This window comes from Arthrobacter sp. ISL-30 (genome assembly GCF_018613855.1).
Classification (GTDB): Bacteria; Actinomycetota; Actinomycetes; order Actinomycetales; family Micrococcaceae; genus Arthrobacter.
In genome coordinates this window covers 25,329-45,112 of the sequence record NZ_JAGGPK010000038.1, presented here as the reverse complement: position 1 = coordinate 45,112, position 19,784 = coordinate 25,329, and the positions used below count along the sequence as shown (strand labels likewise).

Genomic DNA, 19,784 nt, shown 5'->3' with positions numbered 1-19,784 from the left:
GATCGGTGGATCAAGGCTTAGCTATGAGGCCGTCACCATGGAAGCTGTTTCCAGGGCATCCGGCGTAAGCAAGTCGACCCTGTACCGTCATTGGCCGTCGCGTCAGGTGCTGGTGCTTGAGGCCTTCACTTACAAGACGAATCTGCTAACGCATGTCGATGACACAGGGGACGTTGCACGGGACCTGCACGCATATATTGTCGCTTTGACCTACTGCCTGAAGGTGGGCGGGGCGGCGTCCACAACTGCCAACTTATTAGCTGAGGCGATTCGCAGCGATGAGTTCGCTGTCCTGTTCCAGCAGACGCTGCTGCGAGAGCGCAGACAGGGGTTCTTGGCCATCCTGGAGCGGGGTCAGCGCCGTGGACAGATCCGCGACGACGTCAATCTGACGATCGTGACTGATGCTGTGTACGGAGCGATCCATCACCGGTTGATCGCGACTAGGCAGGACATCGACGGAGCGTTCCTGAGGTACTTGAACCGCTTCGCGATTGACGGCGCGGCAAGCCCTGCCTATCTCGAAACCTATCGGACGCGGCGCCAGGGCGGCGTGAACGTGCCGTGAAGCACAGGGTGGAACGTTGAGTGCCATTTCGTCCCATCCCTTCATAGGCGTGAAGGGATGCGAGGGATGGTGGAACAAGCGCAGGCACAAGCGTTGAGCGATCACCCGAGAACCTTAAGGACGAGTCAGCCATGACGATCAGATCTTCTACCCCGCACACCAACGTCGCCGTCAAGCACCCGGAGCTCTACAACACTCTGAACACCGTGTCCGGCCTTGCGAACCAGGCGGCCCTCGCCGAAGGCCTCTCACCGCTGCTCACGGAGCTGATCAAGATCCGAGTGTCGCAGATCAACGGATGCGCCTACTGCCTGCGGATACACACCCATGACTCCTTGGCACAGGGCGAAAGCCCGGAGCGGCTGGCCGTCTTGCCGGCCTGGCGGGAAAGCATGTATTTCAACGAGCAGGAACGCTCCGCCCTCGCCCTGGCCGAGTACATCACCGCGATCGAGGATTCCCACCTCAACGCGGGGCTATATGAGTCGGCGGCCGCCCATCTGACCCCAGGGCAGGTGTCGGCCGTGACGTGGGTGACCATGACGACCAACACCTATAACCGCATCGCAATCAGCAGCGCCTACACCGTTGCGCCGAGGAAGACTGCCCGACTCTAGGCTGGAATTCCTATCCTGCGAGGTCTCGACAGGCTCCACCAGCTGCGTCAATCGTGCCTGGGCGTCTCGGTCTCAACAAGGGACTTGATGTGGTCAGCGCTGCGTTGCATCATTCCTGAGATAAATTGAGCATTGCTCTCGTCGGCCAATCCGGGGATGTCAGCTCCGATTGTGAGCCGGGTATGGTTCATGACCTTGGCGTCGAATTCGGCGAACCCCTGCATTTCGACCGGGCCGTCGTGGATAACTGCCTTGATCGACCTCTTGGGCTCGAACTCCACAATTTCCATGGTGGCCTCCACAGGGGTGCCACTGAGGGAGTTGCGGCGACGGATGACGGTCCCCAGCCCCATAAGGTCAGTCGTCGCCGGGTTCCGAATTCTCAACCTCGACCACTTGGAACGAACCGTTGAGCTCCACCTCAACCGTGCCGCCACTGTTCAACTGGACGGTAACCTCATAGCTTGCATCGTCGTCGGTTTCTGCTGCGACGACTGTGCCCGGGCCGGTCCTGGCGATGGCAGCATCACTGGCCTGCTGGAGGGTACTGCCGGTCAAAGGCTGGTCGTCCACTGAATTCGACGCGGCTGCTGTGCCCGAATTGGACGCGGCTGCTGTGCCCGAATTGGACGCGGCTACTGCGACTGAAGCTCCGCCAATGGCAACTACTGCTACTGCGGCGCCGGCAATCCAAAGGATTCTTTTGTCCATGATGGACTCCTCTTTTGTATCCCCAGCCGTTTTTAGTGACTGTTCCAGTTTGCCCACTCTGGATGACTGCTGCAAGGCCTGAAAGGCAGCCATAGCCCAACACCAAACGGTGGCAGGCGCCTTGCCTCACCATTGTCATATCGCCAAGGCTCGCTAAGAATAAAGCATGCCGGTATACGTGAGGTCCCTGGAAACCGCAGTTCCGCCCACCGTTCTTGTGCAGTCCCAAGCCCGCGATGTCTTTGCCGCCCAGCCAGGCCTGACGAGGCTGGGTTCACGCCTTGTGACAACGTGTTTTGATTCCGCGGCTATTGATAGGAGATACACAGCCGTCGCCGAACTCACCCTGGACGCCCATCCGGAGAATCCGTCGTTCTTCGATCCGGATTCCGGCCAGGTCCTGAGCCCGAGCACCAAGGCCAGGAACGAGATTTTCGCCTCAGAGGCAACAAAGCTGTTTGTCGAAGCCGCCAAGTCCGCCGTCGCAGCCTGCCCTGGCCTCGATTTGCTCGACATAACCCATGTCATTACTGTTTCCTGCACCGGTTTCTTCAACCCAGGCCCTGATTACAAGGTTGTCCGGGCACTGGGATTGGATCCGGCCGTGCAGCGTTACCACCTCGGCTTTATGGGCTGTTACGCGGCCTTCCCTGCGCTGCGAGCAGCCCGCCAGTTCTGCACCGCTGATCCCGACGCAGTAGTCCTCGTCATTTGCGTCGAGCTCTGTTCCCTTCATGTACGCACCTCCAACGATCCGGACACCATCATGGGCTCCGCCATCTTCGGGGATGGCGCTGCCGCCGCCGTCGTCACGTCCAGGGAGCCGGGACCGGACGAGACGGTCCTCAGGCTCGATCACTTCGAAACCGTGCTGACACCGGTAGGCGAAGAGGCCATGGCGTGGAACATTGGTGACGAGGGCTTCGAAATGGTGCTGGGCAGCTACGTCCCGCACATCATCGAAGAGCACATCACGGGAGCCCTCGAGCCGCTTCTGGCGCGCGAAAAGGAACTGGCCGGGCTCCCCTACCGCGACATCCCGCACTGGGCCATCCACCCGGGCGGCCGAAGCATCCTGGACAAGGTTGAATCCAAGCTGGACCTCACGGAAGAGCAGCTCGTTCCGGCGCGCGAGACGCTGCGCAACTATGGAAATATGAGCAGCGCCACTGTCCTGTTCGTGCTTAAATTCATCCTGGCCCAGCAGCCTTCCGCCCGGGAGGAACGTATTTGCTCCATGGCTTTCGGCCCGGGCCTCACGGTAGAAACAGGACTGTTCACCAGGATCTCCACCCAGCCGTGACCCTTTTCCTTCATGACCGTGCCGTAAACACCCTCGAGGAGATGGACAAAGCCGACTGTGACCCTGTTCTTCTGGACAACAGTTACGCACGGTTTCCGCTGGTCAACAGATTGGTTTCGGGCTGGGAGGAAATTTATCGGCGAAAGATTCGCCCCCTCTTGGCGACGACGGGAAGCCTGACCTTGCTCGACATCGGGTGCGGCAGCGGCGACGTTGCCAGGGGACTCTCACGGATGGCATCACGTGAGGAGTTACGTTTGGACATCACGGCCATCGACCCGGATGAGCGAGCCTATCAGTTCGCTTCGAAGGCCCGGGAAACGGCCGGTGTCGTATATCGCCAGGCGCACAGCGCTGAGCTTGTGGCCGAGGGCCGGCGGTTCGACGTCGTCCTGTCCAACCACGTGCTGCACCATCTGTCCCCTTCTGAATTTTCAGCCATGCTGCGGGACTGCGAAGCTCTCTGTACTCGCCTGACCCTCCATAACGACCTCGACCGCAGCCCCTTGGCATGGCTGCTTTTCGCCGCGGGCTTCTGGCCGTTGGGCATCGGATCGTACATCTGGCGCGATGGGCTGACATCCATCCGGCGCAGCTACACGCTAGCTGAACTGGCGGCAGTCGCTCCGCCGGGCTGGACCGTCGAGCCGCAGGGGCCCTGGCACAACCTGTTGCTGTACCGGGGGACGGAGGGCGCGGGGGAAGGAGGTCGCGGTGATTGACGTCGCTGTCGTGGGTGGAGGGCCGGTGGGCCTCCTCATGGCAATCCTCCTGCGACTTCAAGGCCGGGAGGTTGTGGTCCTGGAGCGTCGAACGAGTCGCACTGCCCATTCGCGCGCCATTGGTATCCATCCACCGGCCCTTCGCGTCCTCGAATCTGCCGGCGTTGCTCCCCGGCTAATTGACGCTGGCGTCAGGATCACCCACGGCACCGCCCTGAGCCGGGGAAAATACGTCGCCGGCCTGGACTTCACCGGCACTTCGCCCACCCATCCATTCATCCTCAGTGTCCCCCAAAGCCGCACCGAAACGCTCCTTGAGGCGCGGTTGCAGGAACTGGCCGGCGATGTCCTGCGCCGAGGCGTGGAGGTAGACGGACTGCTCGACGACGGCGGAACGCCCCGCGTGTCGGCCCGCTCAGGCGGCGCCGCGGTGGAGTTTCATAGCAGGCTCGTGGTTGCCGCGGACGGTCCACACTCTGCCATCCGCCAGAAGATCGCTCCCGCCCGACGCATTCGCCGCTACCCCGACTTCTATGTCATGGGCGATTTCCGGGACGATACTTCTTTCGGTAGCGAGGCGATCCTGTTCCTTGAGCCGGACGGCATTGTTGAATCGTTCCCACTGCCGGAAGGAATACGGCGATGGGTAGTGTGGCAACGGCGCCCGAGCCCGCAGCCGGAACCCCGACAATTGTCGGAGCGTATCTGGGCTCGAACCGGAATCTCTGTCGACGCGACCACAAACAGTATGGTTAGCGGGTTCGGCGTCAGCTCCTGCCTGGCTTCGCAGATGATCTGCGGCAGCGTGTTCCTGGTGGGCGACGCCGCCCACGAAATCAGCCCGATCGGCGGCCAGGGGATGAATCTCGGCTGGCTGGATGTCGCGGAGCTTGCCCCCTTGATCAGCAATGTCCTGGAGGGCCGGCCAACGGCCACAGCATTGACCCGCTATCAGGCGGAACGGCGTCGAGCAGCCAAACGGGCTCAGTGGCAAGCGGGACTAAACATGGCGCTGGGACGGCCACTTCCGCCGTCGATCCTCGCTCTCCGCAACAGCCTCTTCAGCCGAGCAATCGCGGTGCCTGCCATCGCGGATGTCGTGGCCAAGCGATTCACCATGAACTAGCCCGGTTCAGGCGTCCGCGGTGTAGTAGCAGTCATAGCTGTCCTGGCTGACGATTTTCCCCTCGCTAACCTCGAACACTGCGGTGGTCCGGGCCCGGATCCTGTCTCCCGCGTCCCAATACGGAAGGTCAAGGAGGATGGTGGCGGACCAATTCATCTCCACAACCACTCTCCCGCCCTCACACGTTGTCCGTACCACCTCGAAGTTCTGCTCGGACACGACGTTCCTGCCCTGTTCGGCCCCTTCCAAGGTCTGGGACAGGTTATCGTGTGGAACCGGACTTCGCGAGGGCATGCGGCCATTCGTTGAGTTGGAAATCCTCGGCCAGAAAAGGTCTCAGCTCCGACGCTGTACCTCCTGCTTCGATGGTCCGGATGAAGCCCAGCACACAGTCCAAGGGGGTTGCGTCGCTCATTCTCCGAGCCTAGCCGAAGGCTCCCCTGACTCAGAGGTGGCCGCGGGCCTAGACTTTCAGGATGATCGCCTTCAGGATGATCACTTTCACGAATATCGCCCTTCGAACCATCGCCGGCACCATGGTGTGTGCCGCCGCCCTTGTCCTCGTCGCCTGCATCCCCGGTCCACCTGATTCGCAAAATCTGCCTCGGGAGGAGCCAGGGCAGAGCGGCACTCCCCCGCTCGGGGAGGATCCCCTGCTGGCCAAGCTGGACCAGTTCCGGGACAACTACAGCCGCCGGATCGTGGAGATCCAGCTTCAAAACCAGGGCAAGGACACAGTCATCGTTCGGGGTGCCGAGGTGCAAAGCACGCAATTCGAGGACCCGATCCGGTGGGCGCCTGGATCCAAGGGAACGGTCGGGGAGGGAACCGCCATCCCTGCTGGCCAGACCAAAAGTCTTCCCGCCCCACTGCCAAAGGCACGGTGTTCGCAGCAGTCCCCGACGGCTTGGGGAACGACTCCTTCAGCTAGGCTGTCCCTCCAAGGCCAGGATTCCGCCGTCGTCCTCCCGGTGACGGATCCCTTCGGGGTGCTCGATCGAAATCATGGGGAGATGTGCCTGGAGCAGGAGACGGCGCGCGTCGCCCGCCTCGAGCTGGCTCCATCATTGGAGGTGCTGCCCGGCGGCGAAACGGCCGTCATGAGGCTGGCTGCGATCCCACAGGGCGGCGCCGGATCATTCACCATCGAATCGATCCAGGGCACGACCCTGCTGGCTGAAGATCCGGCCCGACCCTGGCCGCGAAATATCGAGGTAACGGCGTCCGGTGATACCCGCGAGCTCATGCTGTTCGTACAGCCCAATCGCTGCGATGCCCATGCCGTGGCGGAAGACAAGGTGGGAACGCTGATCCCTATTCACGTTTCGATAAACGGGATCCGGGGAACCCTCCGAATCCCTGCCGATTCCGGCCTGCGAGGCCGGCTCTATGACTTCGTCGTCTCAGCGTGTGCGCAGCGGGCAGCTGCAGACCAGTAGGCTCAAATGATGAGCCAGGAGCAGCATCACGTCGTCCCGCCCCGACTCCTCGAGGGGGCGCCTCCCACACCCTTTACGGCTGCACGGATCCGCGAGACCGTGCTGGAACTGCTCGAAAACCCCTCCCCTCCCCGGATTGTGCAGGCCGGCCACCCCGTACTGCGGCAGCGGGCAGCCCCCTACGACGGCCAATTGAGCAATGAGGAGCTGGGGCTGCTGATCAGCCTGATGCGGGACGTCATGCATAAAGCTCCAGGGGTCGGGCTCGCCGCTCCGCAGCTGGGGATACCACTACAGCTCGCCGTGCTGGAAGACGAGTACGACGTCGATCCGGACATCGCCGCCGTCAGGGACCGTGAGCCACTGGAGTTCTTTGCCGTGCTCAACCCGAGCTATACGGCGCTGGACGATTCCGTGTCAGCCTTTTATGAAGGCTGCCTTTCGGTCGACGGACTGCAGGCAGTAGTGCAGCGGCACCGCCGCATTCAATTGGACTACGACCAGCCCTCTGGAAGTCGAGTGTCCGCGGAATATTCGGGGTGGCAGGCCAGGATTGTCCAACACGAGACCGACCACCTCCGTGGAATCCTGTACCTCGACAAGGCGGAGCTGCGGTCACTGTCGGCGAACGCAGAGTATGCCGAGCACTGGGCGGAGCCCGGCATAGAAAAGGCAAAGCACGGCCTGGGCTTCCTCCTCCCCTGACCCGTTTGGCTGCACCTTAGGATTGAAGCCATGCTCTCAGACGCCGTCGCGCACCTGCGCTGTCCCGTGTGCCAGGCGAACCTCGAACTCTCCGAACGCCCGCGCAGGGCCCTGATCTGCACGGCCGGTCACAGCTTTGACGCCGCACGGCAGGGCTACTTCAACCTGTTAACCGGCAAGGGCACTGTCTTCGAAGCGGATTCGGCTGAAATGGTGGCCGCCCGCGAGGAATTCCTGGGAGCAGGACACTACCGTCCCCTTGCCGATGCCCTTTCCGCCACCGCTGCACCCTACCTGTCTGGCGACGGTGCCGTGGTGTTTGATGCCGGGACAGGAAGCGGATACTATCTGCACACCATTCTGGAACAGAACAAGGCCGACGCGGTCGGCCTCGACATCTCCAAATTCGCCCTCCGCCGGGCAGCGCGACTCAATCCGGAAGCCGCCAACCTTGTCTGGGACATCTGGCGGCCCCTGCCCATCGCTGATGACTCAATCGACGTCGTCACGGTGGTGTTCGCGCCCCGCAATCCTCCGGAGTTCGCGCGCATCCTGCATGCGGATGGCAGTCTCATCGTCGTGACGCCCCGCCCGGGGCACCTTGCGGAAATTGCCGAAAGGACCGGCATGCTGGGCATCGAACAGGGCAAGGCGGAACGCCTCAGCGACGCCATGGCCGAGGGTTTTGAACCAGCGGGCAACCACGACCTCGACATTGACCTTGAACTCAACGGAGCGCAGCTGGCCAATCTGGCCTACATGGGCCCCGCCGGCCACCACCTGGATCGTGATGCCCTCCTGGCCTCTATGCCTGCCGAAGGAAAGCTGCAGGTGACGGCCTTGTTCACGATTTCCCTCTTCAAGCCCCGGTCCTGACAGGCCACGTTCGAGATCCGGACACAACCGCAGCCGCGGGATAGGATGGAAAAACAGCGACTCTGATCTCTGGTACCTGCCACGCATGACGGGATCCGGGACTCAAGGGGGAACGATGTTTGAATGGCTTGGCGACAACTGGTGGGCCCTGTGGCTGACCGTTTTCCTGGCGTTTGCCGTTGTGGAAATGCTCACGCTGGACCTGTTCTTCATCATGTTGGGAGGAGGAGCGCTGGCAGCACTGGTGGCCGACTTCGCTGGTGCGGATCTTTGGCTGCAGATTGTTGCCTTCTGCGTGGTTTCCCTCCTCATGATCGCGCTCGTCCGTCCGGTGGCCCTGAGGCACCTGCGTAAGGGACCCGCCGATCAACGAACCAACGTCGATCGGCTTATCGGCGAACCGGCCCTGGTGATGCAACCCGTCAGCGTGACGGGCGGCCTCGTCAAGATAGGCGGCGACGTCTGGAGTGCGCGCAGCACCGACGGCGTCCTTGAGCCCGGCACGAGGGTGGTCGTAACCAGGATCGACGGCGCCACCGCCGTCGTCGCATCATCTGCCCAGGAGAACCAGCACTGACGCGAAAAGGGCCGGCCAGCTGCCGGTGCCTCGGTGGAAACTGCATCAACCAGGAATATGGGGAACGAGGAGATGTATGGATAACTTAGGGGGAACTGCAGTGGGAATCGTGCTGCTGGTACTCATCGTATTTGTGATCATCGTGTTGGTTCGTGCCATCAGGATCATCCCGCAGGCCCGGGCCGGCGTCGTCGAGCGGCTCGGCAAATACCAGAGGACACTCAACCCAGGGCTGACCATCCTCATTCCATTTGTCGACCGGCTGCTGCCCCTGCTGGACCTGCGTGAACAAGTCGTCTCCTTCCCGCCCCAGCCTGTCATTACAGAAGACAACCTCGTGGTCTCCATTGACACTGTCGTCTACTTCCAGGTGACGGACCCTAGGGCCGCTACCTACGAGATCGCAAACTATATCCAGGCCGTCGAGCAGCTGACCACCACCACCCTGCGTAACGTCGTTGGCGGACTCAACCTTGAGGAAGCACTCACCTCCCGGGACCAGATCAACGGCCAACTCCGCGGAGTCCTCGATGAAGCCACCGGCCGCTGGGGTATTCGGGTATCGCGAGTCGAGCTCAAGGCAATCGACCCGCCCCACTCCATTCAGGACTCGATGGAAAAGCAAATGCGTGCCGAACGTGACCGCAGGGCCGCGATCCTGACGGCGGAAGGTACCAAACAGTCCCAGATCCTCACGGCTGAAGGCCAGCGGCAGGCTGCAATTCTTGCTGCAGAAGGTGATGCGAAGGCTGCCATCCTTCGGGCGGATGGTGAAGCCCAGGCCATCCAGAAGGTCTTCGATGCCATTCACAGGGGAAATCCCGATCAGAAACTCCTCGCCTACCAGTACCTCCAGACCCTGCCAAAACTGGCAGAAGGAAGCTCCAACAAGCTGTGGATCATCCCCAGCGAAGTCGGCGAAGCATTGAAGGGCATCGGCGGAGCCTTGGGCGGTCTGCCGTCCGAGTCCCGGGTCGCCGCCCTCTTCGATGCCGAGGACAGCCCGAGACCCGGAGAATAGGCCTGGCTCATGCCGGCTGAATGGAAACTGCATAGTCTGTTCGGATGACAGGGCGGCCGGGGCTTCGGGCCCCGGCCGCCCTGTCTTTGGCTCTCGGCTTCGAAAGAGCGTATAATAGGGTATTTGTCCGGAAGGTTGGTTCCTGCCGGAACATTACAGCTTGGCCAAGCGTTTCATTTAGTGATGCAACGAGTGCAGACAGTAGTCCGGAACGCGTGAAAGCGCCGACCGGCTAGCACGGAGCGACGCTCCGTGCTCAGAAAGAGGGAGTAATCATGAGCGATCGCAGCCTGCGGGGCATGCGTCTTGGCGCCCAGAGCATGGAAACCGAATCCGGTGTTGAGCCGGCACCGCGCCAGCGGGTCGAATACCGCTGCGAGGACGGCGAGCAGGTCTTCGTCACGTTTTCAGCCGAAGCCGAAATTCCTCCCGTCTGGGTGTCGAAGACCGGCAAGGAAGCCCTCCTCGTGGACGGCGAACGTCCGGTCGACGCAAACGAGAAAGCTGTTCGAACCCACTGGGACATGCTGCTTGAACGGCGCACCCTCCCCGAGCTGGAGCAAATCCTCGAGGACCGGCTGAACATCCTCCGGGAGCGTCGCGGAGAGCGCCGCTCCGCCTGAAAGGCAGCGAGCTTGGCGCCTTGGAAGCGATAAGCCGAAGGCCGGGTCCGGACTCCTACGGGAGCACCGGCCCGGCCTTCGCTATTGGTTCGAAGGGCCTTTGACTACTTCCCGTTGTGCGTCTTGCCCGTAAGCTTGTTCCACCGTGCGGCCAAGCCCCACCTTGTGACATTCAGCATTGCCTCAATAACAATGTTTCCGCTCATCTTGGAGGCTCCAAATTCCCGCTCCACAAAAGTAATAGGCCGTTCAACGATGTTCAGCCCGAGTTGTGCAACCCTCCAGGCCAGGTCAACCTGGAAGCCATACCCAACGGAGTCGACTTCATCAAGGCTGAGCTTTTCGAGGGTAGTTCGTCGGAAGGCCCGGAAACCGCCCGTGACATCCTTGATCCTGATCCCCAGCATGAGGCGGGCATAGGTGCTGCCTACCCGGGAAATCGCCTGGCGGTACAGCGGCCAGTTCACCACGGAACCCCCTGGGACCCAGCGCGAGCCCATCGCCAGATCGGCGCCGTTCTCGACAGCGTCCAGCAGCTGCTGGAGCTCCTCGGGCTGGTGGGATCCGTCGGCATCCATTTCTACGAGTACGTCGTAGCCGGCAGCCAGGCCCCATTTGAAGCCGGCAATATAGGCTGCCCCCAGCCCTTCCTTGCCCTGGCGGTGCAGCACGTGGACCTGACCGTCCTCGGCGGCGATGTTGTCAGCCAACGTTCCCGTGCCGTCGGGGCTGTTGTCATCAACTACCAGTACATCCGAAGCGGGCACTGCGCTGCGCAGCCGCCCGAGGGTCTTCGGCAGGGACTCCAGCTCGTTGTAGGTGGGGATGATCGTCAGGACACGCAAGAGAGGCCTTTCCTTGATGGAAGCGGTCAGTGCGCAGGTACAGCCGGATGGCTGGCAGCAAGGCGCAACTCTCCATTATAGGGCGATCAATCTTTGGCCGCGGGCAGGTCCACATGCCCAGGACCAGTTTTCGCCGGAAGAGCTACGCGACCGGCTGCACTGTTTTCTGTTGCGTATGGACCTGCCCACTACGAGTGCCGCAGTCGCGGAAGGAGGATCCGTGGCTGTTGCGACAGGCGGATCCGGCTGCGGCCAGACAATCACGGCGCTGCCGCGACCATCCGTTGAGCCTCAATGCTACGGACTTAACAAATCCTGTCAAGCGTCTGTTGACCTGCGTAAACATCTATTTGCGCAGGTCAGGGACGGTAACAATTTTCAGAAACAAGAATGACCGCTCAATTATGCTTCACCATCGTGAGCGCAATGCCGGGCTGGCGAATAGTTCCTCGCCTTCATGAACGGTCTGCAGGCATTTGGGGTCGCCGCCCGTATCCAAGGCCGGCAGCAATGGCGTACGCGCCCGTGGATCAGTGCTCCAGGACTGTACGCGGCCGTCCGCTACCTGGACCATAAGCTCCTCGACATCCCAGACAGCGAAACTCGCAGGAGCCCCGGGCACGAGCTGGCCCATCAGCGGATTGCTGTGCCGAACAGCACGCCATCCAGCGCGGGTATGGCCGATAAACGCCGCACGCGCAGATATACGCTGCTCCGGGTTGCGGTGTTCAAGGCAGGCACGAACACTGGACCACGGCCGGAGTGGAGTCACGGGACTGTCGCTTCCAAAACAAACTGGCACACCCTCGGCATAAAACGAGGCAAATGGGTTCATCGCCCGGCTTCGCTCGCCCAGGCGCTGTTCGTAGAGCCGCCCGGTTCCGCCCCAGAGCGCGTCGAATACTGGCTGGACGCTGACCGTTATGGAGTACTTGGCCAGTCGGCGGAGGGAGGCCCCGCCCACCATTTCAACATGTTCGAAGCGGTGGCCCGCCGCTCGGACACGTTGTTCGCCGACTTCCCGTGCCGCTGCGTCAAGCGCATCCAGTGCTGCCTCCAGCCCGGCGTCGCCGATGACATGGAAACCGGCCTGGATGCCGAGAAGAGAACATGCCGCCAGATGCGCCGCCGCCTGTTCGACGGAAAGGTACAGGCTGCCACGTTCCCCCGGCGCGTCGTCGTAGTCACTTGTCAGTGCCGCAGTCCTGGAACCGATGGAACCATCGATGTTCAGGTCCCCAGCCAGGCCCAGCACCGGCGTCGGCAGTTCATCGAGGATGGCATGGGCATGATCGGGGGACGAAGCCAAGGCGCCCCAATACGGCAGTACCTGGGGCGTCGCGCGCCGTCCGGCGTCGCTGCCATTCCACGACGAGGCAATGCTCAAGTCCCTTTCGGTGCCTATATGGGGCGCCGCCATCTCGGCAAGGGCCACATAGCCGTTCGACGCGGCCTCCGAAAGGGCCCGCAACTGGTAGCCGCGAATTTCCTCATCGGAAAGCTGCCGCGCGGCGAGCCTGGCGGCCGTATGGGTGTCGCGGACCACCCTGGCTCCCCCGGCCTCCTCGGACAGGTCCTCCAGCCCGGCGGCCTCCGCTAAGGACCGGGAGATGAGTGCCGAATGGGAATCCACCCTCGCCAGGTAAACTTTTCGTCCTCCGGCCGCCCTCTCGAGCTCCTCGAGCGTTGGGAGTGTTTGGTCGCTCCACGCGGTTTCGTCCCACCCGTGGCCCAGTACAGTGCCCATACTATGGGAAGCGGCGACGGCGTCGAGCAACTCATCCGCCGAGCGGACCCCGCCCAATTGAAGGCCGCCCAGGGCAACCCCGGTTTCCGTGAGGTGAATGTGCGAGTCGACGAAACCGGGAGCCAGCAGGGCGCCCTTAAGGTCGATTACGTCCATCGAAGAATCAGCGATGGATGATGCAGCCTGCTCCGAGCCCACCCAGGCGACCGTTCCGCCGTCGACCAGCATGGCCGTTGCAAAAGGATCGGCGGTTGTGTACACCGAACCGTTGCGGTACATGACCACCCTGGCCCCTTCCTTCGGGTCTTTGGGCACGCCGGAATCGTTCATGGGAGATGCTCCTTGCTGCGTAAGATTGGCCGCTACGCGACCGTGGAATAGGCCACAACACCGCGACGGACCAGCCCGATGGCTTCCGAGCAGATCCTTGCGACTCGAGGTTCGAGTCCGGGAACTTTGGCCAGCTGGTCAAGGAGATCCACTACCTGCTTTGCCCAACGCACGAAATCTCCTGCGGCGAGGTCCGTCCCGCTCAGCACGTCCTGCAGGTGCCTGCCGCGCGCCCACTTGTAGATCGGCCAGACCAGGCCCAGCTCCGGTTCACCCGTGAGGGGGAGCTTGTTCTGCTCCTCGACGTCCTCGAGTATGGACCATTCGCGAACCACAATATCGACGGCGGTTTCCAGGGACACGGACGGCATCCTGGGACGCAGTCCCCGGTCCTCGCGCTTGGCCTGGTAGACCAAGGTGCTAGCCAGCGCTGCCATTTCCCCGGCGTCCAGGTCGCTGATGGCGCCTTGGCGGATTGCCTGCGAAATGAGGAGGTCCTTCTCGCCATAGATACGGCGCAGCCGCTGGCCATCCCGGCTGATCCGAACGCCGCCGTCGTCGGTCTCTTCAAGGTAGCCGTAGGAGGACAAGACGCCGCAGACGCGGTCGAAGGTCTTGGCGATGGTGTTGGTACGGCCCTGGATCTGCCTGACCAGTCCGTCGGTTTCCTGGCGGAGTTTCCACCAGCGCTCCGACCAGCGGGCGTGGTCCTCGCGTTCACTGCAGCCATGGCAAGGGTGGGAGCGGATCGCGCGACGGAGTTCGGCGATCTTTTTCTCCTGGTCGGGCATGTTTGCGGCCTTGCCGAAGTCCTCGTTACGGTTGCTGCTGCGGCTGGGCGGACGGTTCTCGCGGAGGGCATTACGCATGGACGAGGCCAGGTCCCGGCGCGACTTCGGATGCTTGGCATCGAAGGACTTCGGGATCCGGATCCGGGTAACCGGGGATACCGGGCCCTCAAGGTCGTGGAAGCCGATACGGTGCAGCTGGTTGTCCGATGTGAGGACAGCAGGCCGCGGTTCGCGTGCGTTGAAGTCGGCGTTCAGGACCACGGCATATCCGGGCGAGCGGCCGCCGGGCACGTTGATAACGTCGCCGGGCATCAGCCTCGTCAGGGAGTCGAGGGTGAGTGACTTGCGTGCGCGGGACTTGCTGCGGGCGGCGAACTGCTCAGTGTCGGAAAGCTCGCGCCGGAGCCTGGAGTACTCGACGAAGTCGCCCAGATGGCAGGTCATCGATTTTGCGTAGCCGGCAAGGGATTCTTCGCGGCTGCGAACCTGCCTTGCCAGGCCAACCACGGAGCGATCGGCCTGGAACTGGGCGAACGAGGACTCCAGGATCTCCCGGGCCCGGACGGGACCGAACTGGGCGATCAGGTTGATACTCATGTTGTAGGTGGGCCGGAAGCTGGAGTTCAAGGGATACGTGCGGCGCGAGGCGAGGCCGGCGACGCCGGTTGGGTCGGTGCCGGGCTGCCACAGGACGACGGCGTGGCCCTCGACGTCGATCCCCCGGCGGCCGGCACGGCCGGTGAGCTGGGTGTACTCCCCCGCGGTGATGTTGACGTGGGCTTCTCCGTTGAACTTATCCAGTTTTTCCAGGACCACTGAACGGGCGGGCATGTTCACGCCCAAGGCCAGCGTTTCCGTGGCGAAGACGGCCTTCACCAATCCATCGGCGAAGAGCTTCTCCACCACCTCCTTGAACGTGGGCAGGAGGCCGGCGTGATGTGCAGCAAGGCCGCGCAGGAGGCCGTCGCGCCAGCCCCAAAAGCCCAGGACATCCAGGTCATCAGCAGGAATTTCCGTGCTGGCCTCATCCACGCGGGAGGCGATGATTTTCTGTTCCCGCTCGTTGGTCAGCCAAAGCCCCGCCGCGGCGCACTGCGCTACGGCCGCATCACAGCCCGCACGCGAGAAGATGAAAGTGATGGCGGGAAGCAGCCCCTGGCGATCGAGGCTGGCGATAATCTGGGGCCGGCTGGCCTTCCTGACGGCGCTTCGCTGTTCCGAAGGGGCCGGTCTGTCATCTCGCTGGCGGTCCTGTCCACGGCGGCTCCGCCCACCGTGGCCGAAGCGGCCACGGAAGTTCATCTGACTCTCCGCACGCGCCATGGAGAGGAGTTCCGGGTTGACTTCGAACTCCCTCTGTCCCATGGTCCTTGTTGCGGTTCGAACGGCTGCTTGGGCTTCCTCCACGGTGGAGTCTGACCCGGCGACGTCGGCCGGAATTTCGGGTGCAATCTCGTCGAAACTCGTATCGCCGGCAAAGAGGTCCACGATTTCCCGGCCGACCATGACGTGCTGCCACAACGGAACAGGCCGGTGTTCGGAGACAATAACGTCGGTGTCTCCGCGTACGGTATCCAGCCAGGCTCCGAACTCTTCCGCGTTGGACACCGTCGCACTCAACGAGACCACCTGGACCTCGCTGGGAAGGTGGATGATGACTTCTTCCCAGACGGCTCCGCGGAAGCGGTCGGCCAGGTAGTGGACTTCATCCATGATCACGAAGCCGAGGTTGCCCAGGGTCTCGGAGTCCGCGTAAAGCATGTTGCGGAGGACCTCGGTGGTCATGACGACGACGGGCGCCTCACCGTTGATGGTGACATCACCTGTCAGCAGCCCAACGTTTGCGGCACCGTATTTTGCAACCAGTTCCGAATACTTCTGGTTACTAAGTGCCTTGATGGGCGTCGTATAGAACGCCTTGAGGCTGCGCTGAAGGGCAAGGTAGATGGCGAATTCGCCAACAATCGTCTTGCCGGCCCCGGTCGGCGCAGCAACTAGTACCCCACGGCCTTCCTGCAGCGAACGGCAGGCATCGCGCTGGAAATCATCGAGTTCAAATTCAAGTGTTCGGATGAAGGCGCCAAGGTATGTTTTGGACTCGGCGGTCCGTTCCGCAGCTGCCTGGTAGCGCTCGGAGGGAGACTGGGGCCCGGAAAGAGAGGACATGGTTCCAGCCTAGTGCTCCCTGGGCTAGAGATTCTCCAGATCGGAGCTCGGAGTAGCGATGTCTGCCGTAGCTTCGGTCTCGGCCGCACGCTTGGCCTCACGGCGCTCCCGACGGCGGTCGTTGAAAATGCACAGTCCAATGGCCGCGAAGAAGAGCAGCAGCAGCGGTCCGGCCAGCAGGAACATGGACAGTGCATCCGCTCCTGGTGCCGCGATGGCGGCAAGCACGAACACAAGGAACACAGTGATCCGCCAGGCCTTCAGGATGGTCTGGCCGGAGACGATGCCGGCCATATTGATGCCCACAAGCACCACAGGCACCAGGAAGGCAAGTCCCAGGAACAAGACCATGCGTGTGACAAAGTCGACGTAGTCCCGCGCGTCGATCAGGTTGGAAAAGCCCGCGGGGGTAAATTGCGTCAGCGCCCGAACCACTTGGGGGGTGACCATCCAGCCGACCCATACGCCGGCGAGGAAAAGCGGCACGGCCGCCGCCATATACCCGAGCGTGTAGCGGCGCTCTTTCTGCGTCAGCCCAGGAGTGATGAAGGCCCAAAGCTGGTAGATCCAGACGGGGCTGGAGATGACTGCCCCGATCAGGAGAGAGAGCTGGAGCTTAAAGTCGAAGGGCGAGGCGATGCTGGAGAAATTGACGGAGGAGGTGCCTCCGGTGTGCTCCGCGATCCTGTCCACTGGCTCCTTGAGGGCGCTGAGCACGGGGTCGTAGAGAATCCAGCCCCCAATGCCGCCAATCACAAGTCCGATGGCCGACTTAATGAGCCGATTCTTCAGCTCCTTAAGGTGGTCCATCAGGGCCATGCGCCCCTCAGGGTTGGCTTTGCGGCCCTTCGTCTGTGCCACCTCCGCTTAGGCGCGGTTCGACGGCGGGACGTCGGTGTCGTCGCCGTTCCGGGTCTTGGACTCAGGGTGGTTCACGACCTTGCCCTCAACCGGACCATCGGTGTCCTTGGCCTCCGGCTTGCCGTCGTCCTTCATCTGCTTGACTTCAGACTTGATGATGCGCATCGACTGTCCCAGGCTGCGGGCCATGGCAGGCAGTTTGGGCGCCGCAAACAGCAGCAGCGCAACGATGATGATGATGACGATGGGCCAGGGGCCATCGAAGAGTCGTCCCACGGGGAAGTCCTTTCGTTTGGATACATCCTACGTCTAACTGAAATCAATGTCGTGCAGGGACTGCGGCTGGCCCCGCTCTGCCTTGCGCTTCACGCGCCGTTGGCGGCGTAGCTCCTTGCGGGAGGCCTTGGCCGCGAGGTAATCATGTCTCACACGCAGCGGGGAGGCAAAGACAGCCCACCCCGCGATACTTCCTGCCCCATCGGGTTCACTGTCCTCCTGTGGCTGAGGATGAGCCAGATGTCCGAAACGGTCACCGGCTTCGCCCAGTTCCCTGACCGTAGCCGTGAACTGGCGGAAAAGGCGGATGCCCAAGAGGACATAGAACAGCAGGGAAACTGCGATCAACGCAATCCACAAAAGAATCCAGGACCACCAAGGCATTTGTGTAGTCTAGCCACCCTTCCGGTCAGTGCTTGTACTGTTCCAGCGCTTCGGAAATCCATTCCAGCGCCTTGGCTGCCAGTTCCTCCGGCTCCACGATCCTGGCGCCGCCACCGTGCTGGGCGACGAACATTGGCAGCCAATCGGCGCTTCCGAAGCGAATTTCAGCCAGCAGGCCGACGTCGGGAAGTGGCGAGGTGCGCTCGGCGTAGTAGTCATCTGCCAGCCCCGCGCTCTGGCGCGTGAGCTCGAAGACCACCGTGACGTCGTCGTCGTTGGGCGTGAAAAGCTTGACAGGAACAGCGCTGGCGTCCGGGGCAGCGTGCGTAATGGGCAGGCCATTCTCGGCGAGCGATTCGACGCGGTCCAGCCGGAAATTCCGCAGGCCGGCCTTGCTATGGCACCAGGCTTCGAAATACCAGGTGTTGTCAAGGGAATACAGCCGGAAGGGATCCACGTCCCGCTCAGACACGGTGTCCCGCTGGGGGGAGAAGTACCTGAGTCGAAGCTGGTGCCCGTTCTGGATTGCTGCGGTGATAGTTTCGAACACTGCAGAGTCCTGGGGTGAAACCGGCGGCCCGGCCACCGCGCCCGCCAGCCTGCCCTGCTCCCCCGCCGCCCCGGCAAGTTTCAAGGTCACCGACTCCAGCGGGCTCACTCCTGCTTGATCAGCCAACCCGTCCAGGCCCGGCAGGCCGTTGAGGGTTGCCAGGCCCGTAAGGAGCGCGGATGCCTCCTCGACGCTGAACCGGACCGGGCGATTGAGCTCCAGGTGCTGGGTGATGAAGACGTGGTTGTCCTCCCACTGGATATCGAGGAGATCATCCGGGTAGCCCTCCGGCAGCCCGGAGCAGATGAGGATCTTCAGGTCGCTGATGAGTTCCCTGGTGCTGACACCGAAATGGTCCGCGACTTCCTGGATGTGCAGGCCTTGATGATGCACGAGGAACGGCACCAGCTGGAGCATACGGGCCAGCTGGTCTTCCGAGGTGCGTTTGCGGCTGCGGGGAGCGGCGGCAGCGTCAGCGAATCGGATGGGCGGCATTGGACGGGCGCACGCCTCCGCGGCGCCTTCCAGCCGACGGATGACTGCATCCCGGAGCTCCTCGGGTGCCTGGACCCGCACATTGGGGCCGTAAGAGGCCAGCTCTTCAGCGAGGACTTCGGCGTCCCGGTATGTGACAGTGAGCTGGTCACGGCCTTGGGAGGGACTTTCGGTGCCCGTCCCGGGAACGGCCCGCTTGCGGAGCCCCAGAAGCCGGCCGGGCACGACGTCCAGGAGGGCAGCCTGGAGGGGCAGCTCTTCGAGGCTGTCGAGCTCGGCGCGTATGTCGAAGGAAGATGGCCGCTGGTAGCTCGACTTCGTGTCAACGTTAACCGCGGACGTGATCCTGGAAAGACGGTAGAACCGCTTGGCTTCCCTGGCCCGGTCGAACCCGACGAGGTACCACTGTCCAAACCGGCTGCCGAGGCCCCAGGGTTCAACAGTACGCAGTTCTTCCCGCCCGGTGCTGGCGGCGAGGTAGCTGAAGCTTACGGGGTGTTGGGCATGCATCGCGGAGAGCAGGTCATCGAAGGCCTGCCCCGCGGGCCGGATGCGCGGCTGGACTCCGGCGGGAAGTTCGACGTCGGCCAGGCCACCCGCCGCCTGGAGCTTCCGGACCGCGGTGGTCGCCGCTGAGCCAAGGGCCGCGTGTTCCCACAACTGCGCCGCAAGCATCAAGACGGTGCACTCGGCCGGCGTCAGTGAAACGTCCGGGAGCCGGTTTGACTCCTTGCCGATGCGGTATCGGGTTGATGCGGGGTCGTCCGAAGCGAACCCCATGTCCGTGACCGTTTCAATTTCGAAACCGAACTGTCGAAGATCGGCCTTGTCACGTTCGAACATCCGGAGGAACGCTGCGTCGGTTTCTCCCGAGTCGTGGTAGACCTTCTCCCGGAGCGTTGCGCGCGGCAACCCGTACCTTGTATTGAGCAGGGCGATGAGAAGGTTCAGCAGGCGTTCGGTACGTGATGCGGACACGATTGCAACGTTACTAAAGTCTGCCGCAAAAGAAGGAAGGCGGGTCAGCTGCCGGACGATGCCGGACGACTGA

The 19,784-nt window shown here is 62.5% G+C and carries 20 protein-coding genes and 1 pseudogene; 11 read left to right on the top strand and 10 right to left on the bottom strand.

Features of this window, described 5'->3' with window-relative positions; translation table 11 throughout:
* A partial coding sequence (locus tag J7E82_RS15055) for a TetR/AcrR family transcriptional regulator (protein ID WP_214864015.1) occupies nucleotides 1-568 on the top strand: 568 nt, incomplete at its 5' end.
* Between the two features lie 131 nt (nucleotides 569-699).
* Complete coding sequence (locus J7E82_RS15050) at nucleotides 700-1,185, top strand: carboxymuconolactone decarboxylase family protein (protein ID WP_214864014.1); 486 nt, start codon at nucleotides 700-702, stop codon at nucleotides 1,183-1,185.
* Nucleotides 1,186-1,232: 47 nt separating this feature from the next.
* Here the strand turns inward: J7E82_RS15050 and J7E82_RS15045 are convergent, their stop codons facing one another.
* Nucleotides 1,233-1,538, bottom strand: coding sequence for a hypothetical protein (locus J7E82_RS15045; protein WP_214864013.1), 306 nt, complete (start codon nucleotides 1,536-1,538; stop codon nucleotides 1,233-1,235).
* Nucleotides 1,539-1,542: 4 nt separating this feature from the next.
* Nucleotides 1,543-1,896 (bottom strand): PepSY domain-containing protein, encoded by a 354-nt coding sequence (locus J7E82_RS15040; RefSeq protein WP_214864012.1) that lies wholly within the window; start codon nucleotides 1,894-1,896, stop codon nucleotides 1,543-1,545.
* 166 nt (nucleotides 1,897-2,062) lie between these two features.
* On the opposite strand from J7E82_RS15040, the gene J7E82_RS15035 reads away from it, so the two are divergent.
* The 3 genes from J7E82_RS15035 to J7E82_RS15025 are packed head-to-tail and all read left to right on the top strand — an operon-like array spanning nucleotide 2,063 to nucleotide 5,047.
* Nucleotides 2,063-3,199 carry a type III polyketide synthase gene (locus tag J7E82_RS15035; protein WP_214864011.1) on the top strand — a complete coding sequence of 379 codons (1,137 nt, stop codon included), beginning with the start codon at nucleotides 2,063-2,065 and terminating at the stop codon, nucleotides 3,197-3,199.
* Nucleotides 3,196-3,921 carry a class I SAM-dependent methyltransferase gene (locus tag J7E82_RS15030; RefSeq protein WP_308113861.1) on the top strand — a complete coding sequence of 242 codons (726 nt, stop codon included), beginning with the start codon at nucleotides 3,196-3,198 and terminating at the stop codon, nucleotides 3,919-3,921. Before J7E82_RS15035 ends, J7E82_RS15030 begins: the two co-directional genes overlap by 4 nt.
* The gene (locus J7E82_RS15025; protein WP_214864009.1) at nucleotides 3,914-5,047 is read left to right on the top strand and encodes an NAD(P)/FAD-dependent oxidoreductase; all 1,134 of its coding nucleotides are present in this window, start codon (nucleotides 3,914-3,916) and stop codon (nucleotides 5,045-5,047) included. Before J7E82_RS15030 ends, J7E82_RS15025 begins: the two co-directional genes overlap by 8 nt.
* Nucleotides 5,048-5,053: 6 nt before the next feature.
* Here the strand turns inward: J7E82_RS15025 and J7E82_RS15020 are convergent.
* Nucleotides 5,054-5,462: pseudogene (locus tag J7E82_RS15020) on the bottom strand (nuclear transport factor 2 family protein).
* Nucleotides 5,463-5,523: 61 nt separating this feature from the next.
* Here J7E82_RS15020 and J7E82_RS15015 point away from each other — a divergent pair.
* The 6 genes from J7E82_RS15015 (at nucleotide 5,524) to J7E82_RS14990 (ending at nucleotide 10,288) form a co-directional block, all read left to right on the top strand.
* The gene (locus J7E82_RS15015; RefSeq protein ID WP_214864007.1) at nucleotides 5,524-6,486 is read left to right on the top strand and encodes a hypothetical protein; all 963 of its coding nucleotides are present in this window, start codon (nucleotides 5,524-5,526) and stop codon (nucleotides 6,484-6,486) included.
* A 9-nt stretch (nucleotides 6,487-6,495) separates the two neighbouring features.
* Nucleotides 6,496-7,191, top strand: a complete 696-nt coding sequence (locus J7E82_RS15010; protein ID WP_214864005.1) for a peptide deformylase — start codon at nucleotides 6,496-6,498, stop codon at nucleotides 7,189-7,191.
* 30 nt (nucleotides 7,192-7,221) lie between these two features.
* Complete coding sequence (locus J7E82_RS15005) at nucleotides 7,222-8,067, top strand: putative RNA methyltransferase (protein ID WP_214864003.1); 846 nt, start codon at nucleotides 7,222-7,224, stop codon at nucleotides 8,065-8,067.
* A 115-nt stretch (nucleotides 8,068-8,182) separates the two neighbouring features.
* A complete protein-coding gene (locus tag J7E82_RS15000) occupies nucleotides 8,183-8,644 on the top strand; it encodes an NfeD family protein (RefSeq protein WP_214864001.1) in 462 nt (153 codons plus the stop codon).
* A gap of 76 nt (nucleotides 8,645-8,720) precedes the next feature.
* The gene (locus tag J7E82_RS14995; RefSeq protein WP_214863999.1) at nucleotides 8,721-9,665 is read left to right on the top strand and encodes an SPFH domain-containing protein; all 945 of its coding nucleotides are present in this window, start codon (nucleotides 8,721-8,723) and stop codon (nucleotides 9,663-9,665) included.
* 275 nt (nucleotides 9,666-9,940) lie between these two features.
* A complete protein-coding gene (locus J7E82_RS14990; RefSeq protein ID WP_214863997.1) occupies nucleotides 9,941-10,288 on the top strand; it encodes an RNA polymerase-binding protein RbpA in 348 nt (115 codons plus the stop codon).
* Nucleotides 10,289-10,392: 104 nt separating this feature from the next.
* Here J7E82_RS14990 and J7E82_RS14985 read toward each other — a convergent pair whose 3' ends face one another.
* From J7E82_RS14985 to J7E82_RS14955, 7 genes are all read right to left on the bottom strand, one after another.
* The gene (locus J7E82_RS14985; protein ID WP_214863995.1) at nucleotides 10,393-11,133 is read right to left on the bottom strand and encodes a polyprenol monophosphomannose synthase; all 741 of its coding nucleotides are present in this window, start codon (nucleotides 11,131-11,133) and stop codon (nucleotides 10,393-10,395) included.
* A 409-nt stretch (nucleotides 11,134-11,542) separates the two neighbouring features.
* Nucleotides 11,543-13,210: an amidohydrolase gene (locus J7E82_RS14980; RefSeq protein WP_214863993.1), complete on the bottom strand. Its 1,668-nt coding sequence runs from the start codon at nucleotides 13,208-13,210 to the stop codon at nucleotides 11,543-11,545.
* A 32-nt stretch (nucleotides 13,211-13,242) separates the two neighbouring features.
* Nucleotides 13,243-16,167 (bottom strand): RNA helicase, encoded by a 2,925-nt coding sequence (locus J7E82_RS14975; RefSeq protein ID WP_214863991.1) that lies wholly within the window; start codon nucleotides 16,165-16,167, stop codon nucleotides 13,243-13,245.
* Between the two features lie 24 nt (nucleotides 16,168-16,191).
* Nucleotides 16,192-16,986: a twin-arginine translocase subunit TatC gene (tatC, locus tag J7E82_RS14970; RefSeq protein WP_214864021.1), complete on the bottom strand. Its 795-nt coding sequence runs from the start codon at nucleotides 16,984-16,986 to the stop codon at nucleotides 16,192-16,194.
* Nucleotides 16,987-17,034: 48 nt separating this feature from the next.
* Nucleotides 17,035-17,304: a Sec-independent protein translocase subunit TatA gene (tatA, locus tag J7E82_RS14965; protein ID WP_214863989.1), complete on the bottom strand. Its 270-nt coding sequence runs from the start codon at nucleotides 17,302-17,304 to the stop codon at nucleotides 17,035-17,037.
* A gap of 33 nt (nucleotides 17,305-17,337) precedes the next feature.
* Complete coding sequence (locus tag J7E82_RS14960) at nucleotides 17,338-17,688, bottom strand: hypothetical protein (protein ID WP_214863987.1); 351 nt, start codon at nucleotides 17,686-17,688, stop codon at nucleotides 17,338-17,340.
* Between the two features lie 25 nt (nucleotides 17,689-17,713).
* Nucleotides 17,714-19,711, bottom strand: a complete 1,998-nt coding sequence (locus J7E82_RS14955) for a YafY family protein (protein ID WP_214863985.1) — start codon at nucleotides 19,709-19,711, stop codon at nucleotides 17,714-17,716.
* Nucleotides 19,712-19,784 lie beyond the last annotated feature (73 nt).